Origin of the sequence: uncultured Zoogloea sp. (assembly GCF_937894855.1) — a bacterium.
GTDB lineage: Bacteria > Pseudomonadota > Gammaproteobacteria > Burkholderiales > Rhodocyclaceae > Zoogloea > Zoogloea oryzae.
This window is the reverse complement of sequence record NZ_CALAYQ010000048.1, coordinates 44,210-59,697: the sequence shown is the minus strand read 5'-3', so window position 1 is coordinate 59,697 and position 15,488 is coordinate 44,210. Positions and strand designations below refer to the sequence as shown.

19 protein-coding genes are annotated in these 15,488 nt (G+C 64.5%); 16 read left to right on the top strand and 3 right to left on the bottom strand.

The window, feature by feature from the left end; translation table 11 throughout:
- From nusA to rluB, 3 genes are all read right to left on the bottom strand, one after another.
- Window positions 1–1,201: transcription termination factor NusA (nusA, locus tag Q0672_RS06535; protein WP_298620921.1), on the bottom strand; the 1,201-nt coding region annotated here is incomplete at its 3' end.
- 21 nt (window positions 1,202–1,222) lie between these two features.
- Complete coding sequence (gene rimP, locus Q0672_RS06530) at window positions 1,223–1,651, bottom strand: ribosome maturation factor RimP (RefSeq protein WP_153160269.1); 429 nt, start codon at window positions 1,649–1,651, stop codon at window positions 1,223–1,225.
- A 171-nt stretch (window positions 1,652–1,822) separates the two neighbouring features.
- Window positions 1,823–2,998: a 23S rRNA pseudouridine(2605) synthase RluB gene (gene rluB / locus Q0672_RS06525; protein WP_194271132.1), complete on the bottom strand. Its 1,176-nt coding sequence runs from the start codon at window positions 2,996–2,998 to the stop codon at window positions 1,823–1,825.
- Between the two features lie 176 nt (window positions 2,999–3,174).
- On the opposite strand from rluB, the gene Q0672_RS06520 reads away from it, so the two are divergent.
- From Q0672_RS06520 to Q0672_RS06445, 16 genes are all read left to right on the top strand, one after another.
- Window positions 3,175–4,605, top strand: coding sequence for an integrase family protein (locus tag Q0672_RS06520; protein WP_298620915.1), 1,431 nt, complete (start codon window positions 3,175–3,177; stop codon window positions 4,603–4,605).
- Window positions 4,606–4,633: 28 nt separating this feature from the next.
- Window positions 4,634–4,960 (top strand): type II toxin-antitoxin system RelE/ParE family toxin, encoded by a 327-nt coding sequence (locus Q0672_RS06515; RefSeq protein WP_298620914.1) that lies wholly within the window; start codon window positions 4,634–4,636, stop codon window positions 4,958–4,960.
- On the top strand, window positions 4,957–5,286 hold the full coding sequence (locus tag Q0672_RS06510) for an addiction module antidote protein (RefSeq protein WP_298620912.1): 330 nt from the start codon (window positions 4,957–4,959) through the stop codon (window positions 5,284–5,286). Before Q0672_RS06515 ends, Q0672_RS06510 begins: the two co-directional genes overlap by 4 nt.
- A gap of 6 nt (window positions 5,287–5,292) precedes the next feature.
- Entirely contained in the window at window positions 5,293–5,544 is a 252-nt protein-coding gene (locus tag Q0672_RS06505; RefSeq protein WP_298620910.1) for a hypothetical protein, read from the top strand.
- Window positions 5,545–5,596: 52 nt separating this feature from the next.
- On the top strand, window positions 5,597–6,625 hold the full coding sequence (locus Q0672_RS06500; RefSeq protein ID WP_298620908.1) for a hypothetical protein: 1,029 nt from the start codon (window positions 5,597–5,599) through the stop codon (window positions 6,623–6,625).
- A gap of 81 nt (window positions 6,626–6,706) precedes the next feature.
- Window positions 6,707–6,928 (top strand): hypothetical protein, encoded by a 222-nt coding sequence (locus Q0672_RS06495; RefSeq protein WP_298620906.1) that lies wholly within the window; start codon window positions 6,707–6,709, stop codon window positions 6,926–6,928.
- Between the two features lie 14 nt (window positions 6,929–6,942).
- The gene (locus tag Q0672_RS06490) at window positions 6,943–7,236 is read left to right on the top strand and encodes a hypothetical protein (protein ID WP_298620904.1); all 294 of its coding nucleotides are present in this window, start codon (window positions 6,943–6,945) and stop codon (window positions 7,234–7,236) included.
- Window positions 7,233–9,137, top strand: a complete 1,905-nt coding sequence (locus Q0672_RS06485; RefSeq protein WP_298620902.1) for a replication endonuclease — start codon at window positions 7,233–7,235, stop codon at window positions 9,135–9,137. Before Q0672_RS06490 ends, Q0672_RS06485 begins: the two co-directional genes overlap by 4 nt.
- Window positions 9,130–9,306, top strand: a complete 177-nt coding sequence (locus tag Q0672_RS06480; protein ID WP_298620900.1) for a hypothetical protein — start codon at window positions 9,130–9,132, stop codon at window positions 9,304–9,306. Before Q0672_RS06485 ends, Q0672_RS06480 begins: the two co-directional genes overlap by 8 nt.
- Window positions 9,307–9,330: 24 nt before the next feature.
- Window positions 9,331–10,350 carry a phage major capsid protein, P2 family gene (locus Q0672_RS06475; RefSeq protein ID WP_298620898.1) on the top strand — a complete coding sequence of 340 codons (1,020 nt, stop codon included), beginning with the start codon at window positions 9,331–9,333 and terminating at the stop codon, window positions 10,348–10,350.
- Window positions 10,351–10,367: 17 nt separating this feature from the next.
- Window positions 10,368–11,246: a hypothetical protein gene (locus Q0672_RS06470; RefSeq protein ID WP_298620896.1), complete on the top strand. Its 879-nt coding sequence runs from the start codon at window positions 10,368–10,370 to the stop codon at window positions 11,244–11,246.
- Between the two features lie 11 nt (window positions 11,247–11,257).
- Window positions 11,258–11,569 carry an ogr/Delta-like zinc finger family protein gene (locus tag Q0672_RS06465; protein ID WP_298620894.1) on the top strand — a complete coding sequence of 104 codons (312 nt, stop codon included), beginning with the start codon at window positions 11,258–11,260 and terminating at the stop codon, window positions 11,567–11,569.
- A 279-nt stretch (window positions 11,570–11,848) separates the two neighbouring features.
- Entirely contained in the window at window positions 11,849–12,178 is a 330-nt protein-coding gene (locus Q0672_RS06460; protein WP_298620893.1) for a phage tail assembly protein, read from the top strand.
- A gap of 52 nt (window positions 12,179–12,230) precedes the next feature.
- Window positions 12,231–14,513 (top strand): phage tail tape measure protein, encoded by a 2,283-nt coding sequence (locus Q0672_RS06455; protein WP_298620891.1) that lies wholly within the window; start codon window positions 12,231–12,233, stop codon window positions 14,511–14,513.
- Between the two features lie 11 nt (window positions 14,514–14,524).
- Window positions 14,525–14,920 (top strand): GpE family phage tail protein, encoded by a 396-nt coding sequence (locus Q0672_RS06450; protein WP_298620889.1) that lies wholly within the window; start codon window positions 14,525–14,527, stop codon window positions 14,918–14,920.
- Between the two features lie 285 nt (window positions 14,921–15,205).
- Window positions 15,206–15,460, top strand: a complete 255-nt coding sequence (locus tag Q0672_RS06445) for a hypothetical protein (protein WP_298620887.1) — start codon at window positions 15,206–15,208, stop codon at window positions 15,458–15,460.
- The last annotated feature ends 28 nt before the right edge of the window (window positions 15,461–15,488 follow it).

Here is a 15,488-nt window from a genome sequence, read left to right as displayed (position 1 = left end):
CGTCGAAGGATTCGATTTCCAGCATTTCAGCCAGCGGCACATAGGCGATTTCCTCGAGGGACGAGAAACCCTCGTCGATCAGGATGTCTGCCACTTCCTCGTCCACATCCAGCCTGGAGATGAACAATTCACGTACCGTATTGTGCTCTGCCTGGGACTTGCGCTCCGACTCGGCTTCGGTCATCAGATTGATGGTCCAGCCGGTGAGTTCGGAGGCGAGCTTCACGTTCTGGCCGTTACGGCCGATCGCGATTGCCAGGTTGTTCTCGTCCACCACCACATCCATGGCGTGGGCTTCCTCGTCCACAACGATGGAAGACACTTCGGCCGGCTGCAGCGCGCCGATCACGAACTGGGCAGGCTCCGGCGACCACAGGACGATGTCGATGTTCTCGCCACCGATCTCGTTGCGCACCGCAGTGACGCGGGAACCACGCAGGCCGACGCAAGTACCGATCGGGTCGATGCGCGGGTCGTTGGACTTCACGCCGATCTTGGCGCGCAGGCCGGGATCGCGGGCGCAGGCCTTGATCTCCAGCAGACCATCGTCGATCTCGGGCACTTCCAGTTCGAACAGACGAATGACGAACTCCGGCGCGGTGCGCGAGAGGATCAGCTGCGGGCCGCGGGCGCCGCGATCGATGCGCAGCAGGTAGGCCTTGACACGATCGCCAACGCGCAGGTTTTCCTTCGGAATCATCTGATCGCGGGGCAGCACGGCTTCGAGGCGACCCACTTCGATGATCGCGTTGCCACGCTCCATGCGCTTGATGGAGCCGGAGATGATGAACTCCTTGCGCTCCAGGAAGTCATTGAGGATCTGCTCGCGCTCGGCGTCGCGGACCTTCTGGAGGATGACCTGCTTGGCAGCCTGGGCACCGATGCGGCCGAAGTCGATGGGCTCGAGGCCTTCCTCGACGTAGTCGCCCACCTGGATCTCCGGGTATTCTTCGCGGGCGTCGATCAGACCCATCTGGGCCTCGTCGTTCTCCACGTCCTCGTCGGGCAGCACCTGCCAGCGACGGAAGGATTCGTAGTCGCCGGTTTCCCGGTCGATGGAGACGCGCACATCGGCGCCGTCGTTGATGCGCTTCTTGGTTGCCTGGGCGAGAGCGGACTCGAGCGCCGAGAAGACGATCTCCTTGGAGACGTTCTTCTCACGGGCAAGTGCATCAACCAACAGCAAAATTTCGCGGCTCATACCTGCAAACCTCCAAATTCCTTAAAACCTGGGCACCAGGCGGGCCTTTTCGATATCTTCAAACGGGATCGTCATCGATCCCTTTTCCGTTTCCAGGGTGACGACGCCATCTTTCAGGCCCTGCAGCACCCCGGCAAAATTACGCTGATTGGAAATGGGCATGGCGAGGCGAACCTGCACCTCCTGACCGGCGAAGCGCTCGAAATCGGCCGGCTTCTTGAGGGCCCGATCCAGACCGGGCGACGACACCTCAAGGCGGTCGTATTCGACGTTCTCGACTTCGAAGATCCGGGTCAGCTGATTGCTCACGGTGGCGCAATCATCCACCGTGATACCGTTCGGCGAGTCGATGAACACCCGCATCAGCCGGCCACGGGGAGAGGTCTCAAAATCGACCAGCTCATAGCCAAGACCTTCAGCGGTCTGCTCGATCAGTTTCAGCAGCTCCATGCCCACACTTCCTAAACCACAAATAAAAAATGGGCGAAACGCCCATCCCTGTTAATTCGACCGGATGTCGGCTCTTTCGAGCCGATTCGGTTCCTTCGAACCGATAAAACGTGCTAAGTATAGCAGCCCGCCGAGGCGGGCGCAATTTCCACCCTCAAAACAAGTCGTGCACTAGCCCGGGCGACGCGCCGGGCGGGCCGGTTTGCGGGCTTTTCCGGGTTGCCCGACAGGCTTGGGAAGGCCGGCCAGGGCACACACGTCCTCCACCGCCATGTCCTCCCACATCCCACGCTTGAGGCGCGACGGCAGCACCACCGGCCCGTAGCGCACGCGCATCAGGCGGCTCACGGTGAGGCCCATCGCCTCGAACATTCGCCGCACTTCGCGGTTGCGACCTTCCGACAGCGTGACTCGATACCAGTGATTGGCACCTTCGCCGCCCGCATCGAGCAGAGTGTTGAACTTGGCGGGGCCATCTTCGAGCTCGATGCCGGCCAGCAGCGCCTGCTTCTGGACATCGTCGAGTTCGCCCAGCAGACGCACGGCGTACTCCCGGTCGAGTTCGTAGCGCGGGTGCATCAGCTTGTTGGCGAGATCGCCATCATTGACGAACAACAGCAGACCCGAGGTATTGAAGTCCAGCCGCCCCACCGCGATCCAGCGCCCCTTGCGCAGATTGGGCAGGCGATCGAATACCGTTGGACGGCCCTCCGGATCGTCCCGCGAGACGATCTCGCCTTCCGGCTTGTGATACAGCACAACCCGCGGGATGCGCGGCGCGAAGCGCAGCGGCATCAGCTTGCCATTGACCCGCACCCGGTCGCCGGGGCCAACCTTCTGGCCCACGTCGGCGGGTTCGCCATTGACCGAGATGCGACCGGCGACGATCCACTCCTCGATCTCCCGACGGGAGCCGATGCCGGCTGCGGCAAGCACCTTGTGCAGGCGCTGGGGCTCGGTGTAGGTGGTGTCCTGGGGCTTCTTGCGGCGCTCGCCTTCGGCGGACGGCGGCAGCTCGTTGCTGACCAGCGGATAGCTGTCGTCGCCACCGCCGAAGCCCACATTGCCCTGACGCTTGGCACGCCAGTTGCCGCGGCCCACACCCAGATCGGACAAGCCGATCGCCGAGGCGTTGCTCTTCGGCTGACGGAAGCCGTCGTCACGCTCGGCGCGGGGTGCGCGATTGCCCTCGCCCTCGGGCCGCCCACGGCCCCGGCGTCCGCCCTGGGGCTGACCTGCAGCGGCGCCTTGGGGGCGCGGGCCATTGCCGCCGGGGCGGGCAGGACCACCGGGCTTGCCGGTCTTAGCCCTGAACGGCTTGTTCTTCGGTTTTTGGGAGGTCGACAAGATCCATGATCCTCTTATCAAGAGTATTCATAGATATTCATTTGTATCTACGAACACAGGTAAAATCACACAACACCCTGAAAATCAATACATTTTCAGGAAACCGCCGAAACTTGAAGTGTTCGGAGTTGTTCGTAAGTATGCGCGCAAATCGCGTACACTGAGCGTACACAACCATGAAACGCCCCGATGCGATGAGCGACAGCCACGACCCGCAATCGACGAAAGCAGCCCGCATCAAGCTCACCACGGACCGGATTCGCCGCTTCACGTGCCCACCGGACAAGTCTCAAGCCTTCCTCCGCGATCTGATCGCGCCGGGGCTGGGCATCCGCGCAACAGCTGGTTCCAAGTCCTACATCTTCCAGTCCAAGCTGAAGGACGGCCGCACGGTGCGGATCACCATCGGCGACTGGCACACCCTGGACATCGACCAGGCGCGGGAAGCCGCACGACAACTTCAGGTGGTAGTGGATCAGGGGAAAGACCCCCGTCAGGAGAAGCGAAAGCAGACCGCCGAGGCCGTCGCACAGCTTGAACGGAACCGCCTGACACAGGCGCCCGCACTCGAAGCGTGGGCGCATTATATCCATGCGCGCCGCCACCATTGGGGAGAAGCGCACATTGCCTGCCATGAGGACGCCGCCAAACCCGGCGGCGAGCCCCGCCCCCGCGGCCGGAAGGGTCTCACGCAGCCCGGCATCCTGCGCCCCTTACTGGAACAGCCATTAAGCCAGCTGAGAGCACCCACCATCGAGGCCTGGCTCAAGGAAGAAGCCGCCGTGCGCCCTACCCGCGCCCGGCTCGCCTACAGCATCCTGCGCGCGTTTCTCAACTGGTGCGCCGAGACGGCCGAGTACCGCGACCAGGCCGACCCCGCCGCCTGCACCACCAAGGCCGTGCAGCAGGAGCTGCCGAAGAAGAAGGCCCGAAAGGATGCGCTGCTGCGGGAGCAGCTCGAGGCGTGGTTTCGAGAGGTGCGACGCCTGCACAGCCCCGTGGTCGCCGCCTACCTGCAGGGCATCCTGCTGACCGGCGCCCGCCCCGGCGAGCTGTGCATCCTGAAGTGGGAGGACGTGGACTTCCAGTGGAACAGCCTGACCGTGCGCGACAAGGTAGAAGGGGACCGGACGATACCTCTGACGCCCTACTTCGCCGCCCTGCTGCGCGACCTGAAGGCGAGGAACGAGACACCGCCCCGGCAGCCCGCCCGGCTGAAGAAGGGCCAACAGGAAGAAGCCGCCGCCGCGGCGCCGTGGCAGCCCTCCCCCTGGGTGTTCAGCAGCTCGCAATCGGCAACCGGCTGGCTGCAGGACCCGAGCAACCAGCACAAGCAGGCCTGCCGCCGCGCCGGGATCGACCCCCTCACGCTGCACGGCCTGCGCCGCAGCTTCGGCTCCCTGGCCGAATGGACCGAAACCCCGGCCGGCGTGGTAGCGCAGATCATGGGCCACAAGCCCAGCGCCACCGCCGAGAAACATTACCGGGTGCGGCCGCTCGACCTGCTGCGCATGTGGCACAGCAAGATCGAGGCGTGGATGCTCGAACAGGCCGGCATGGCACAGCCCACCGAACATACTCCGGCGCTGCGGGCGATGCCGGCTTGATTGACATGCTGTAATCTATAATCTACAAATGATCGAGATACGCGATTACCTGACGCCCGCCGGACGCGACCCATTCAAGGATTGGCTCGCCGACCTCGCCGACAGGATGGCCCGCGCCCGCATCCTGGCGAGAGTCGGGCGGATGGCCGGCGGCAACTTCGGCGACTGCAAGCCGCTGGCCGGCGGTGTGTGGGAGCTGCGCATTGACCACGGACCCGGCTACCGCGTCTATTACGCCAAGGCCGGCGCCCGGATCGTCCTGCTGTTGGTGGGCGGAGACAAACGCCGCCAACAGCAGGACATAGAAACCGCCCTGGCCTATTGGCAGGACTGGCAAGAGAGGAACGAACGATGAACACCGCATCCCGCCCCCACGATGAAGCCGTGGTCGAGCTGCTGCGCGAAGACCCGGCATTTGCTGACGAATATCTGGCCGTGGCCCTTGAGGAAGCCGACGAGCCCGGCGGGCAGGAAGCCCTGCTGCGGGCCCTGCGCCACGTGGCCGAAGCGCAAGGCATGGCGAAGATTGCCGAGCGTGCCGGCCTGCCCCGCGAAAGTCTCTACAAGAGCCTGAGCGCGAAGGGCAACCCCACGCTGAAAACCTTGCTGGCCGTACTGAATGCCGCGGGCCTGCGGCTCTCCGTGACCCGCGGTGACCCTCACCACGGCGTGCCTGCCTAAACGAACATGAGCACCGCTTTCGACAGCATCAAGCGCGGGTTACAGGAAGCCATCGAGCACGCCGAAGGCCGCGCTCCGGAAGCCAATATCCATCCCCCTGAGCCGGACAGCAAGGCAACGCACATTCCCTTCAACCCCACCGCCTACGCGGAAGCGGCCAGCCGCACCGACCCGGCGTTTCGAGAAGCCTACGAGGGCATGGAAGAAGAGTTCGGCGCCCTGGCCGAGCTGCTGAAGGCCCGCCAGAGTGCCGGCTGAACGCAGGCCGCCCCCCACATATACGCAGAACCGCACAGCGAAGCCCCCGACCATGCCAGCCACGCAACCCGCCCCCCTTGGTAGATATCGCAACCCCTTTGACTTTCTCAAGGATGCAGACAGGCAAGAGCAGGAAAAGCGTGCCGACTTGGAAAGGACAGGACGCCTCACGGACGAGACGGCCCGAGAGATCGCCGAAGCGTGCAGATCGCAGCACATGCTTGCCGAAGCCAATCACCGGGAGCATGTGCGATGCCTCGCGTGGAGCCTGACGGCAGCAGGCAATCCGACAATCGACGAAATGGGGGGAGCCTTCTTGGCGAAGAAAGGGGGCGGCATCTCCCTCTTGGCCTGCGTCTCGTTGATCGTTGCCGAAGTCACGGCGAAGGATTTCCCTGCTGACCTTCCATTTTGGATGGTGCCCGACGATGAGGAATTCGCCGCGGCGATCGGACGAACTAACCGGGAAACCCTTCAGATCGTCAAGGATGCAATCCGAACGAATGCGCTACCGGTGCGCCGAGCGCAGGGCGTCCCTCGCCCCTGCAATCAGGAGGCTGACGTAATTGCGTGGTGTGACGACACCGCCGCCGCGCGCCCTGCGGACAAACTCTGCGTCGCACGCGAGGACATGCGCGGCGTATTCGCGGCGCTAGGCCTTCAGCCTCCGCCCGAGCTGTTCGCGAACCAAGACGAATGGCTCGCTGCGACCGAGAGCGCGCAGGCCAAAGATGAGCGACGGTCCGCCATGACGCAAGCAGTGATCGAGCGCGTACTCGCACTGCCCCACCCCACTGCGACATACCGGAGCACTGAAGTCGCGGCCGAATCGAGGAAACGAACGTCGAGAAACGACTTCATCGCGGATGCGTTGATCGAAGCACTGAAAGCGATGCCGGGCGATGATCCAAAGGCTCTCTGGCGGTGGATCATCGCCAACATCAAACACTGGCCTGAGATCGTATTCGACGAGGCAAAGAACGAACTACGTGTTGGTGTGAAAACCACAGATTTCAAGGCCTTCGAGGCCCGAATCCGGAGACGACGCAGGGGCAAGACAGCGACGATTAGCGACGATTGACAGACGCTTAGCGATTCTCCGACGCTAAGCACACGTCGGCGGCAGAGGCACGCATGCTTCAGCACACATACGAACACTTCGATGGGTGCAAACATGGAAAACGCCTCCAAACTCACCACCTCTGCAGCCCCCGGCGCTGCCCGCGAACTCACCACGTCTGAGTTCGCTACGCTCAACGGCGTCAAGCCCAACACCGTGCGGCAGCACCTATGCACACGGGGTAGCTATTACGGCGCGAAACCCAAAAAACGATCCAACGGCCGACTTCTCTGGCCCGCCATCCGTGTGACCCTCGACGCCTGATCGAGGCGCGCGCCGTGTCCCCCTTCCGCGCCATCGCCGCCCGCTGGCTTCCGCTCGCCCGGAAGGCTGCCGGACTGGCCGACGTGCCGGCCTCTGCCTTCGGCCGGGCGTGGGACAAGGGCACGCTGCGGGATAGGCGCATGCTGGCGACGATTGCCCAGGTGCCCCACCCCGAGGACGTGGCGGCGCTGCCGTGGCCGAAGGTCCCCGACGCGCTACGCCCGGTCCTCGTGCTGCGCGCCCGGGCAATGCGGGATTGGCTGAGCACCTTCTGCGCTGAGCCGGAAGGCGAGGAGGTCGGGCAATGACGTGCCGCCGAGCCCGCCCTTCGCGCCTCCGCACCCAGCCCCCGTGGCGGCCCACCGCCGGCCGCGCCGGCACGCGCCGGGCGGATGAAGAGTTCGTCGCCTACTGCTTGGCACCCATCCCTTCCGAATGGCGCCCGGAAGTGGCTATCGAATATGAGTTCCGGCGTACCGCCAAGGGTGAAACCGCGGCCAACACCTGGCTTCGGGAGATCGGCGAGCGCCTGCACACCTTGCCCCTGCCGGTGCCCCTGTCTGCCACCGACGACGACGTGCAGGCCAAGGCTGATCGCCTCGCACGCCAAGCGTTTGAGCGTCAGAGCCCCAAGAGGGCCGCGAACGCCTCGAACGACGTTTCCATGATCGGCACCTATTGGGCCCTGTGCGCCTTCTGCACCGACAACTTCATCGAGCCGCCCGCCGTGAAGGACGGCACCGTCGAAGAGGTGCAGGGAGCCGTCGCCCGCATGGTCTGCCGCAAGTGGTGGCGCCGCCAGGTGGGCCGGCTGCACCAGCGCACCAAGGAGGCCTGCGCGATCGAGCTTTTCGGGATTGTGCATGCCAAGAAACAGAAGTACGTCACCAACGCCAACGTGCGGCGGTGGGAGCGGCAGAAGCGCCGCAACGCGGCGTATCTGGAGGGGCTGGAAGCGGTCAACCAGCACGACTACGCGGCGACACTTGCCGAGCTGGCCGAGAAGAGCACCGCGAACCCAGCCATCCGCCGCGGCGAGCTGCTCGCCCGCGCCCGGGGCTTCGAGGAGATAGCCCGGGGCCTGGAGCACACGGCCTTCTTCATCACCGTAACCTGCCCCTCTGCCATGCACGCCAAGCGCGCGGTGTACCGCAAGGGGAAGCCGGTCCGGGTTCGGGACAACCCTTCCTTCGACGGCACCACGCCGCGGGAAGCACAGCAGCACCTATGCAAGGCGTGGGCGAAGACCCGCGCTTACCTGCAGCGCCGGGGCATCCGCCTGTATGGCTTCCGGATCGCCGAGCCCCACCAGGACGGCGCGCCCCACTGGCATTTGCTGCTGTTCATGCCGGCGGCCGCCGTCAAGCCGGTGCGGGAGGCCGTCACCCGCTACTTCCTGACCCAGCACAGCCCGGACGAGCCCGGCGCCGTGAAGAACCGGGTGAAGTTCGTGCCGATCAAGATGGACGCGACCCATTCGGCAACAGGCTACATCCTGAAGTACATCGCCAAGAACATTGACGGTTACAAGGTGCAGCAGGATCTGTTTGGCGACGATGCTATCGAGGGCGCTGCGCGGGTGAATGCGTGGGCGTCCACGTGGGGCATCCGGCAGTTTCAGCAGATCGGCGGCGCCCCGGTGGGCGTGTGGCGCGAGCTGCGCCGCATGGAAGCCGCGCCCGAGCATACCCCACTGATCGAGACCGCCCGCCAGGCCGCCGACGCGGGCGACTGGGCAGGCTACGTGAAGTGCCAGGGCGGGCCGGCCGTGGCCCGCAAGGATCTGGCCGTTTCACTGGCGAAGACCCGCCCCGGCGAACGCTGGTGCCCGATTACGCAGGCACCGGAGCCCGCCCCCCTCACCCGCTACGGTGAGACCCGCCCTGCCGGCGTGTACGGCGTGCTCGATACGGCCAAGGATCGCGCTTTCGAGAGCCGCCGATTCAAGTGGGAGATTCGCCGCGCAACCAGCACGGACAAAGCAAGGCCCGCCCGGGCCGCCGCGCCTTGGACCCGTGTCAATAACTGTACGCCTCAACCCTCCGGCGCCTGTGCCGGCCTGCCCAGCGCCGCCCCGGATGGCTTCGCCGACACCTGGCCGGCGCCCGCCGCCGGCCTTTCACCCTTCTCCGCCAGCCCGGTCACCCCTTCGGCCGACTGGTTTCCGCCCCCCGACCGCTACCCACCCGAGGACTTCGACCATGTTTGACCCCACCACCCCCGCCAACGCCGACGTGCAGGCCATGCGCATCGAGCTCTTCGTCGCCGAGAAGCGCGTAAAGGATCTGCGCGAGCAGCTCAAGCAGGCCGGCGACGGCGCCTTCGTCACCCAGCACGATCGCGAGCAGAGCGGCACTGCCGAGATCGACTGCCTCTGAATTCCAAGAGAAGGAAATCTGAAAATGACTTATGCATTAAAACCCGAAACCGCCCAGCAGATTGACGCCTACATCGCCGAGGTGAAGAAAATCAACGGCGCCTCTGGCACCGAACGCGCGTTCACGGTTAATCCGACCGTCGCGCAAAACCTCGAACTGCAAACGCAGCAAAGCTCGCATTTCCTGAGCACCATCAACATCGTTCGCGTCGATGAGCAGGCGGGAGACAAGCTCGGCCTCGGCATCAGCCAACCCATTGCGTACCGAACCGCTGGCACTCGGGAGCCTGTCGATCCTATCGTTTTGGACTCGTCTGGCTACCTTTGCCGGAAGACGGACTTCGACACCCACATCAGCTACCGCCGCCTGGATGAGTGGGCCAAGTTTCCGAATTTTCAGACACTTTTACGCGATGCCATCCTTGGGCAGATTGGGCGTGATCGGATCATGATCGGCTGGAATGGCACCAGCGCCGCAGATACAACCAACCGCACCGCCAATCCCCTGCTGCAGGACGTGAACATCGGATGGATCCAGAAGCTTCGGCTCGCAGCTCCTGCGCGCGTCATGAGCGAAGCCATCCATGGAACTGGGAAAGTCCGGATCGGTTGGACTGGCGACTACGTTGATCTCGATGCACTGATCTTCGATCTCCTCAACAACCTCATCGACCCCTGGCACCGGAACGCATTTCAAGCGCTTGGCTTCGTCGTCGTCATGAGCGCCGACCTGAACGCCGACCGGCTCTTCCCTCTGGTGCAGGCAGTGAATCCGCCCTCCGAGATGATGGCCGCCGACGTGATCATCCGCTCGGGCAAGGCCGGGGGGCTCCCGGTGGTGCACGTGCCCTACTTCCCCGCCAAATCGCTGCTGATCACGCCGCTCAACAACCTGTCGATCTACTGGCAGGCCGGCACCCGGCGCCGCCGCATCGTCGACAACCCGGCCCGCGACCGGATCGAGGATTACCAGTCGGTGAACGAGGCCTATGTCATCGAAGACATGGGCAAGTGCGCCTTCGTCGAAAACATCCAGTTCGTCTGAAACCGAAAGGAAGCGTCATGAACGAATCCATCAAGCCCATGTGTTACGGGGCCACTGATCTGAAGGCCTCGCTCCAGGCCATGCTCGAGCGCGAGGCCGACGCCAATTACGCGGACCTCCACAAGAACGGACAGCGCATCCAGGCGCTAGGCAAGGCGTGCGCGAAACACGAAAAGGTCATCGCCCGCGTGCGCGCGCGGCTTGCCGCTGCCGAGGGCAAGGCCGAAGCCCAGGCCGTCGTGCAGCAGCAGCGCCTCGCCGAGATCAAGCAGGCGCTGGTGAAGGGCGAACCGCCCGACCCGCAGCGGATGAAGGCCATTTCCGGGCACCTGTCCGAACTCGACGACGCGGAAGAGGACTTCTCCTGCAGCGCCGAGGATCTGCGGGCAGTGCTGGCTGAGCTGGAAGGCGAGTTGAAGGCCATCACCGCCGAGCACCACGAGGCCATGCAGCGCGGCCGTGATCTTGCCCGCACCGCCGCGCTGGATGAATTCGCCGAGCTCGAAGTCATCTATCAGCAGCTGGCCGGCGAGCTGCGGCAGTGCATCGAGTTCATGTTCGTGCAAGCCGCCATTGCCGGCGCCTTCTTCGACCCCGACACCGCCGAGCATCGCCGTCGGTCTGGTGGCGATACGCGCAACCCCACCATGCTCAAGGCCCAGCAATACCTGGCCCGCACGAGTGCGGTGATCGATGGCAACTATGCCGACGGCCTGCAAATCGACCCGCTCGCCGTGCTGGCCGCGGCTGAGAACGACATCGAGAGTATCGTGAAGCGGTTCGCCGACTTCGGGGCGCTCTCCATCACGCCCATCGGCACGTCCCGCACCACCGTTGAAGCGATGCAGAAGCGCGTGGCGGAGATCGAGAAGAACCGGCAGTTGATGGGCATCTGAGGGCCGGAGCCATGAGCATCGAGCGCGAACAACAACCGTCCCTGAGCCTGCGCTGCCCTGCCTGCAATGGTCCGGCGCTTGTCCGTAACAGCCGGGACATCTCGCCATCCACGCGACAGCTCTACATGCAGTGCAGGGACACGCGATGCCGGTGCATTTTCGAGAGCATCGCCGAAACGACCAAGGTGTATGCGCCCTCGATGCTGCCCGAGTCTGAACAGAACCCGCAGATGCGCGCGATGCGCAAAGGAAAACGGTTCGCCGACAAGGCGAAGGACGGCGTCCATGCCCTGCCGACCGGCCCCGAAGAATCGGCGGCGTAAGCGTGCACAGCCTCAGTGCACAAATCCGCAACGATTCGCACCGGCTCACCGTGCCCGCACCCGCCACGCCGCAGCAAGGCTCCCAGGACCTCGCACAACCGCACAGAACGCCATCAATGAAGCGAGCAGGCGGGGCGGGGTCTCGACCGCGCGCGGAGGGGTGTGGCGGCCCTTACGGTGGCGCGAGCCTCCATGCAGATTCGGCCCGCCGGGGCCGCAGGGGCGCCGCCAAGCGCACCCGGAACCCGGCAAGCAACCCAACCAACCCAAGGAACTGAAATGACTTCGACGACGAAAGCCGACCCGGCATCCGAACTGCACACCGTGCACCTCGATCAACCCGTGAAACGCGGCGAAACCGAAATCAAGGCGGTCACCCTGCGCAAGCCTCGCGCGGGCGAGCTGCGCGGGGTCTCTATCTCCGATCTGTTCAACATGGAAACCACGGCCCTGCTGAAGGTCATCCCCCGCATCACCACGCCCTCGCTGCTCGACCATGAAGCGGAACAGCTGGAGGTGTCGGATCTCGCGAAGATCGGCATCCGGGTAGCCGCGTTCATGCTCCCGCAAGCAGACCAAGAACAGGCCGAAGCCCTCGGCCTGAACTGAAACCAACCCGCCGGCAGGCAGCGCCTGCCGGCGCCCTAACGAGAGAACCACCATGGACGCCCTTCGCCTTCGGATCGAACTGGAAGCCATCAACCGTGCCACCGGCCCGCTGCGCGACATCCTGAAAGGCAGCACGGCCTTGGGGAAGTCGATCAAGGAAACGAAGGCGCGCCTCAAGGAACTGGAGACCCAGGGCAAGCAGCTCGAATCGTTCAAGGAAGTCACCGCGAGGCTGAATGAGACCGGGGCAGCGCTCAACACGGCAAGGCAACGGGTGCGCGAACTGCGGGCCGAGATCATCGCCGCCGACAGCCCGTCGAAGAACCTCACGGACAGCTACCGACAGGCCCGATCCGAAGTGCAGAAGCTGGAGCGGGCGCACGAGCGGGCCACCGACGCCCAGCGCCAGGCTAACGAAGACATGCGGAAAGCCGGCGTGCCCGTCGATGAGCTGGCACGTCGGCACGCCAACCTGGCCCGGGAAATCTCGGGCGCCAGAGCCCAACTGGAGCGGCAAACCGGCCAGCTTCAACGCTGGAAGGACATCAAGCAACGCTACGACGCCACCCAGGAGATGCGCGGCCACCTGCTGACCGCCGGCACAGCGGCAACCGGCGCAGCGGCCGCTGTGGGATTGCCGATGCTGAAGACAGTGAAGGACTTCGCCGACCTGCAGACCGCCACCACCGATCTGAAGATCGCCATGATGGAGAGCGGCAAGATCGTCCCGGCCGAGTTCGAGCGCATCGCCGCCAAAGCCCGCGATCTGGGCGCCCGACTGCCCGGCACCGGACAGGACTTCATGCTCGCCGGCAAGGCGCTCGTCGAACAGGGCGTGAACTTCAAGACGATCGTCAATGGCGGCCTCGAGGCCGCGAGCTACTTTGCCGTGCTGCTCAAGCTCGAGAAGGATCGCGCAGCAGAGTTCATTGCCAAGGCACGCGAGGTTCACGGCTTGCAGGATCGCGACCTTCCGGCCGGCGCGGACCTCATGCAACGCGCCAAGTACGGCTTCGGCCTCAAGCCGGATCAGATCTATGAAGCCATGTCCTATTCGGGGACCGACATCAACATCAAGGGCTTGGTCGGTGACCTGCAGAAGATGAAGGAGTACCTCGCGCTCCAGGGCATCGCCGCCGGGGTAGGCCTCGAGGGATCGTCCTTCGGCACCAACTTCGCCCACATGCTGAAGGCCATGGCGAACGTCAACAAACTGGACGATGCGCGGGGTTCCGAAGGCCACTACGTGAAAGACCTGCTCGCGTCCAAGGGCGTGAAGTTCGACTTCTTCGACGCCGCCGGGCAGTTCGCGGGTTTCGGCAAGATGGTTCAAGAGCTGGAGAAGCTCAAGCAGTTCAACCCCCAGCAGCAGGAACGCATCCTCAAGAAGCTCTTCGACACCGAAGGGGGGCGTCCGGCCGCTATCTTCCTGAAGTCCGGCATGCAGGGCTTTCAGGATGCCATCGAGAAGATGGACAAGCAGGCGTCTCTCATCGACCGGGTGAACGAGGCCAATGGAACCCTGCAGAATCGATGGGATACGCTTGGCGGAGCGATCAACGAATTTTCGACGAAGGTCGGCGACATCCTATCCCCCGCGGTTGAACGCATCATCGATCTGGTCGGGAAGATGGTTGGCGGCCTCAACAACTTCATCGACGAACACCCGACGCTCTCCAAGGTGCTGGTGTCGGGCGCGGCCCTCTTCACGGCCGTCGCCGGCGGGATCGGTGGGATTGCCCTCGCGGCATGGGGGATCAGCGGCCCCCTTTCCGTGCTGAAGACGGGGCTCGAGATCCTCGGCGTGGGAAAGTACCTCCCAGACCTGACCAACCTCGGCAAGACGGTACTCCCGTTCGTCAAGGATGCCTTCCTGGTGCTGCTCAACGTCATCCGCGCTCACCCCGTCGGCGCCGTCATCGCCACCCTGGCCGGCGCCGCGGCTCTCATCTACTCCAACTGGGACAAGATCGGCCCGAAGCTGGCTGAGTGGTGGGAATCCCTCAGCAACTGGATCTCGGAGAAGGTCAAGGCCATTGCGGACAAGATCGCCACTCTCAAGCAGGCCTTCGGATTCACCTTCGGGCAAACCGGCGCGCCCGTGGGCGGGACTGGTGTCATCGCTGCCCCTGGGTCGGCGCTGGTCAGCGCCCTTCCCCCGATCCGCACCGCAGGGGCAGGCAGCTTCAGCTACACCAACGCCGCCCAGATCACCATCACGCCACATCCCAGCCAGTCGCCGCAGGACATCGGCCAGGCCGTGAACCGAGCTCTCGATGAGCGGGACCGCCAACGCGCCGTGCAGCGCCGGTCAATTTTTAGCGACACCAACTGATTGCCAGTTCGATGCGCCACATCCACATCCGCCAACCCCGGGCCGGCGATCTGCTGGGCGTCTCCATCAAGGATTTGCTCGACATCGAAATGGGCGCCTTGATCCAGGTTCTCCCCAAGATCACCACCCCACGAATCCGGCGCAGCGAGGCCGAGCAGGCACCGCCCGCCGCATTGATCGCCCTCGGGGCGCGCGTTGCCAACCTGCTCATCGACGGGCTACAGGACGCCCAGCGAACCATGTCCGATGACTCGCTGAGGCTCCCGCCTGCTGTTGAAGAGGCCATGGCCGACATCGCCACCGTGTTTCATTGGCCCATGGCCGACCTGCACGCGCTCACCATTCCCGAATTGCTCACCTGGCACGCCAGGGCACGCGCCCGCGCCTGCCCCGACGAACAGGACTGATGCATTCCGGGCCTTGACGCCCGCAGGATCGAAGCGCATCATCCTTCGCAGCTTCCGAAACAGAGGAAGCCGGGATTGGAACCCCGGAAAGCTCAGGCCTAGAAAGGCCGCGCAAGCGGTTTTTTTACGTCGATTGCATGGTGACGCCTGTTCAATGGCGGGCCGTGTGGGGCAGCCGCAAGGCTGGCCGGACCCTGAGCCCGGTAGTTCCAACCCCGCACGGTTCCGCCGCCCCCATTGGAACGGGAGCAGCGGAGAACAGACCACAAGCTCAGGAGCACCACCATGCGCCAATCCGCCTCGGGCACGCATGCCCACACCCCGGCCCCGGCTGCCACCCCCGCCACCCTCAGCACCGCCGAATTCGCCGCGCTGAACCACGTCAAGCCCAACACCGTACGGCAACGCCTGTGCGACACCGCCAGCTTCTACGGCGTCCGCCCGGTCAAGCTCGCCACCCGCCGCCTGCTGTGGCCCTCGATCATGGTCACCGTCGATGGTCCCGTCGTCTTTCCCGTGGAGGGCGGCCACCATGCTTAAGCCGGCATTCAGCCCTTCCATCGTCCTC

What these genes read in the sequence shown, in the direction of transcription:
- Q0672_RS06510 (WP_298620912.1), top strand. Translation starts at nt 4,957, where the DNA reads ATGAACACCGCATCCCGCCCCCACGATGAAGCCGTGGTCGAGCTGCTG.
- Q0672_RS06485 (WP_298620902.1), top strand. Translation starts at nt 7,233, where the DNA reads ATGACGTGCCGCCGAGCCCGCCCTTCGCGCCTCCGCACCCAGCCCCCG.
- Q0672_RS06495 (WP_298620906.1), top strand. Translation starts at nt 6,707, where the DNA reads ATGGGTGCAAACATGGAAAACGCCTCCAAACTCACCACCTCTGCAGCC.
- Q0672_RS06470 (WP_298620896.1), top strand. Translation starts at nt 10,368, where the DNA reads ATGAACGAATCCATCAAGCCCATGTGTTACGGGGCCACTGATCTGAAG.
- Q0672_RS06515 (WP_298620914.1), top strand. Translation starts at nt 4,634, where the DNA reads ATGATCGAGATACGCGATTACCTGACGCCCGCCGGACGCGACCCATTC.
- Q0672_RS06505 (WP_298620910.1), top strand. Translation starts at nt 5,293, where the DNA reads ATGAGCACCGCTTTCGACAGCATCAAGCGCGGGTTACAGGAAGCCATC.
- Q0672_RS06480 (WP_298620900.1), top strand. Translation starts at nt 9,130, where the DNA reads ATGTTTGACCCCACCACCCCCGCCAACGCCGACGTGCAGGCCATGCGC.
- Q0672_RS06450 (WP_298620889.1), top strand. Translation starts at nt 14,525, where the DNA reads ATGCGCCACATCCACATCCGCCAACCCCGGGCCGGCGATCTGCTGGGC.
- Q0672_RS06475 (WP_298620898.1), top strand. Translation starts at nt 9,331, where the DNA reads ATGACTTATGCATTAAAACCCGAAACCGCCCAGCAGATTGACGCCTAC.
- Q0672_RS06445 (WP_298620887.1), top strand. Translation starts at nt 15,206, where the DNA reads ATGCGCCAATCCGCCTCGGGCACGCATGCCCACACCCCGGCCCCGGCT.
- Q0672_RS06460 (WP_298620893.1), top strand. Translation starts at nt 11,849, where the DNA reads ATGACTTCGACGACGAAAGCCGACCCGGCATCCGAACTGCACACCGTG.
- rimP (WP_153160269.1), bottom strand. Translation starts at nt 1,651, where the DNA reads ATGGAGCTGCTGAAACTGATCGAGCAGACCGCTGAAGGTCTTGGCTAT.
- Q0672_RS06520 (WP_298620915.1), top strand. Translation starts at nt 3,175, where the DNA reads ATGAAACGCCCCGATGCGATGAGCGACAGCCACGACCCGCAATCGACG.
- Q0672_RS06500 (WP_298620908.1), top strand. Translation starts at nt 5,597, where the DNA reads ATGCCAGCCACGCAACCCGCCCCCCTTGGTAGATATCGCAACCCCTTT.
- Q0672_RS06465 (WP_298620894.1), top strand. Translation starts at nt 11,258, where the DNA reads ATGAGCATCGAGCGCGAACAACAACCGTCCCTGAGCCTGCGCTGCCCT.
- Q0672_RS06455 (WP_298620891.1), top strand. Translation starts at nt 12,231, where the DNA reads ATGGACGCCCTTCGCCTTCGGATCGAACTGGAAGCCATCAACCGTGCC.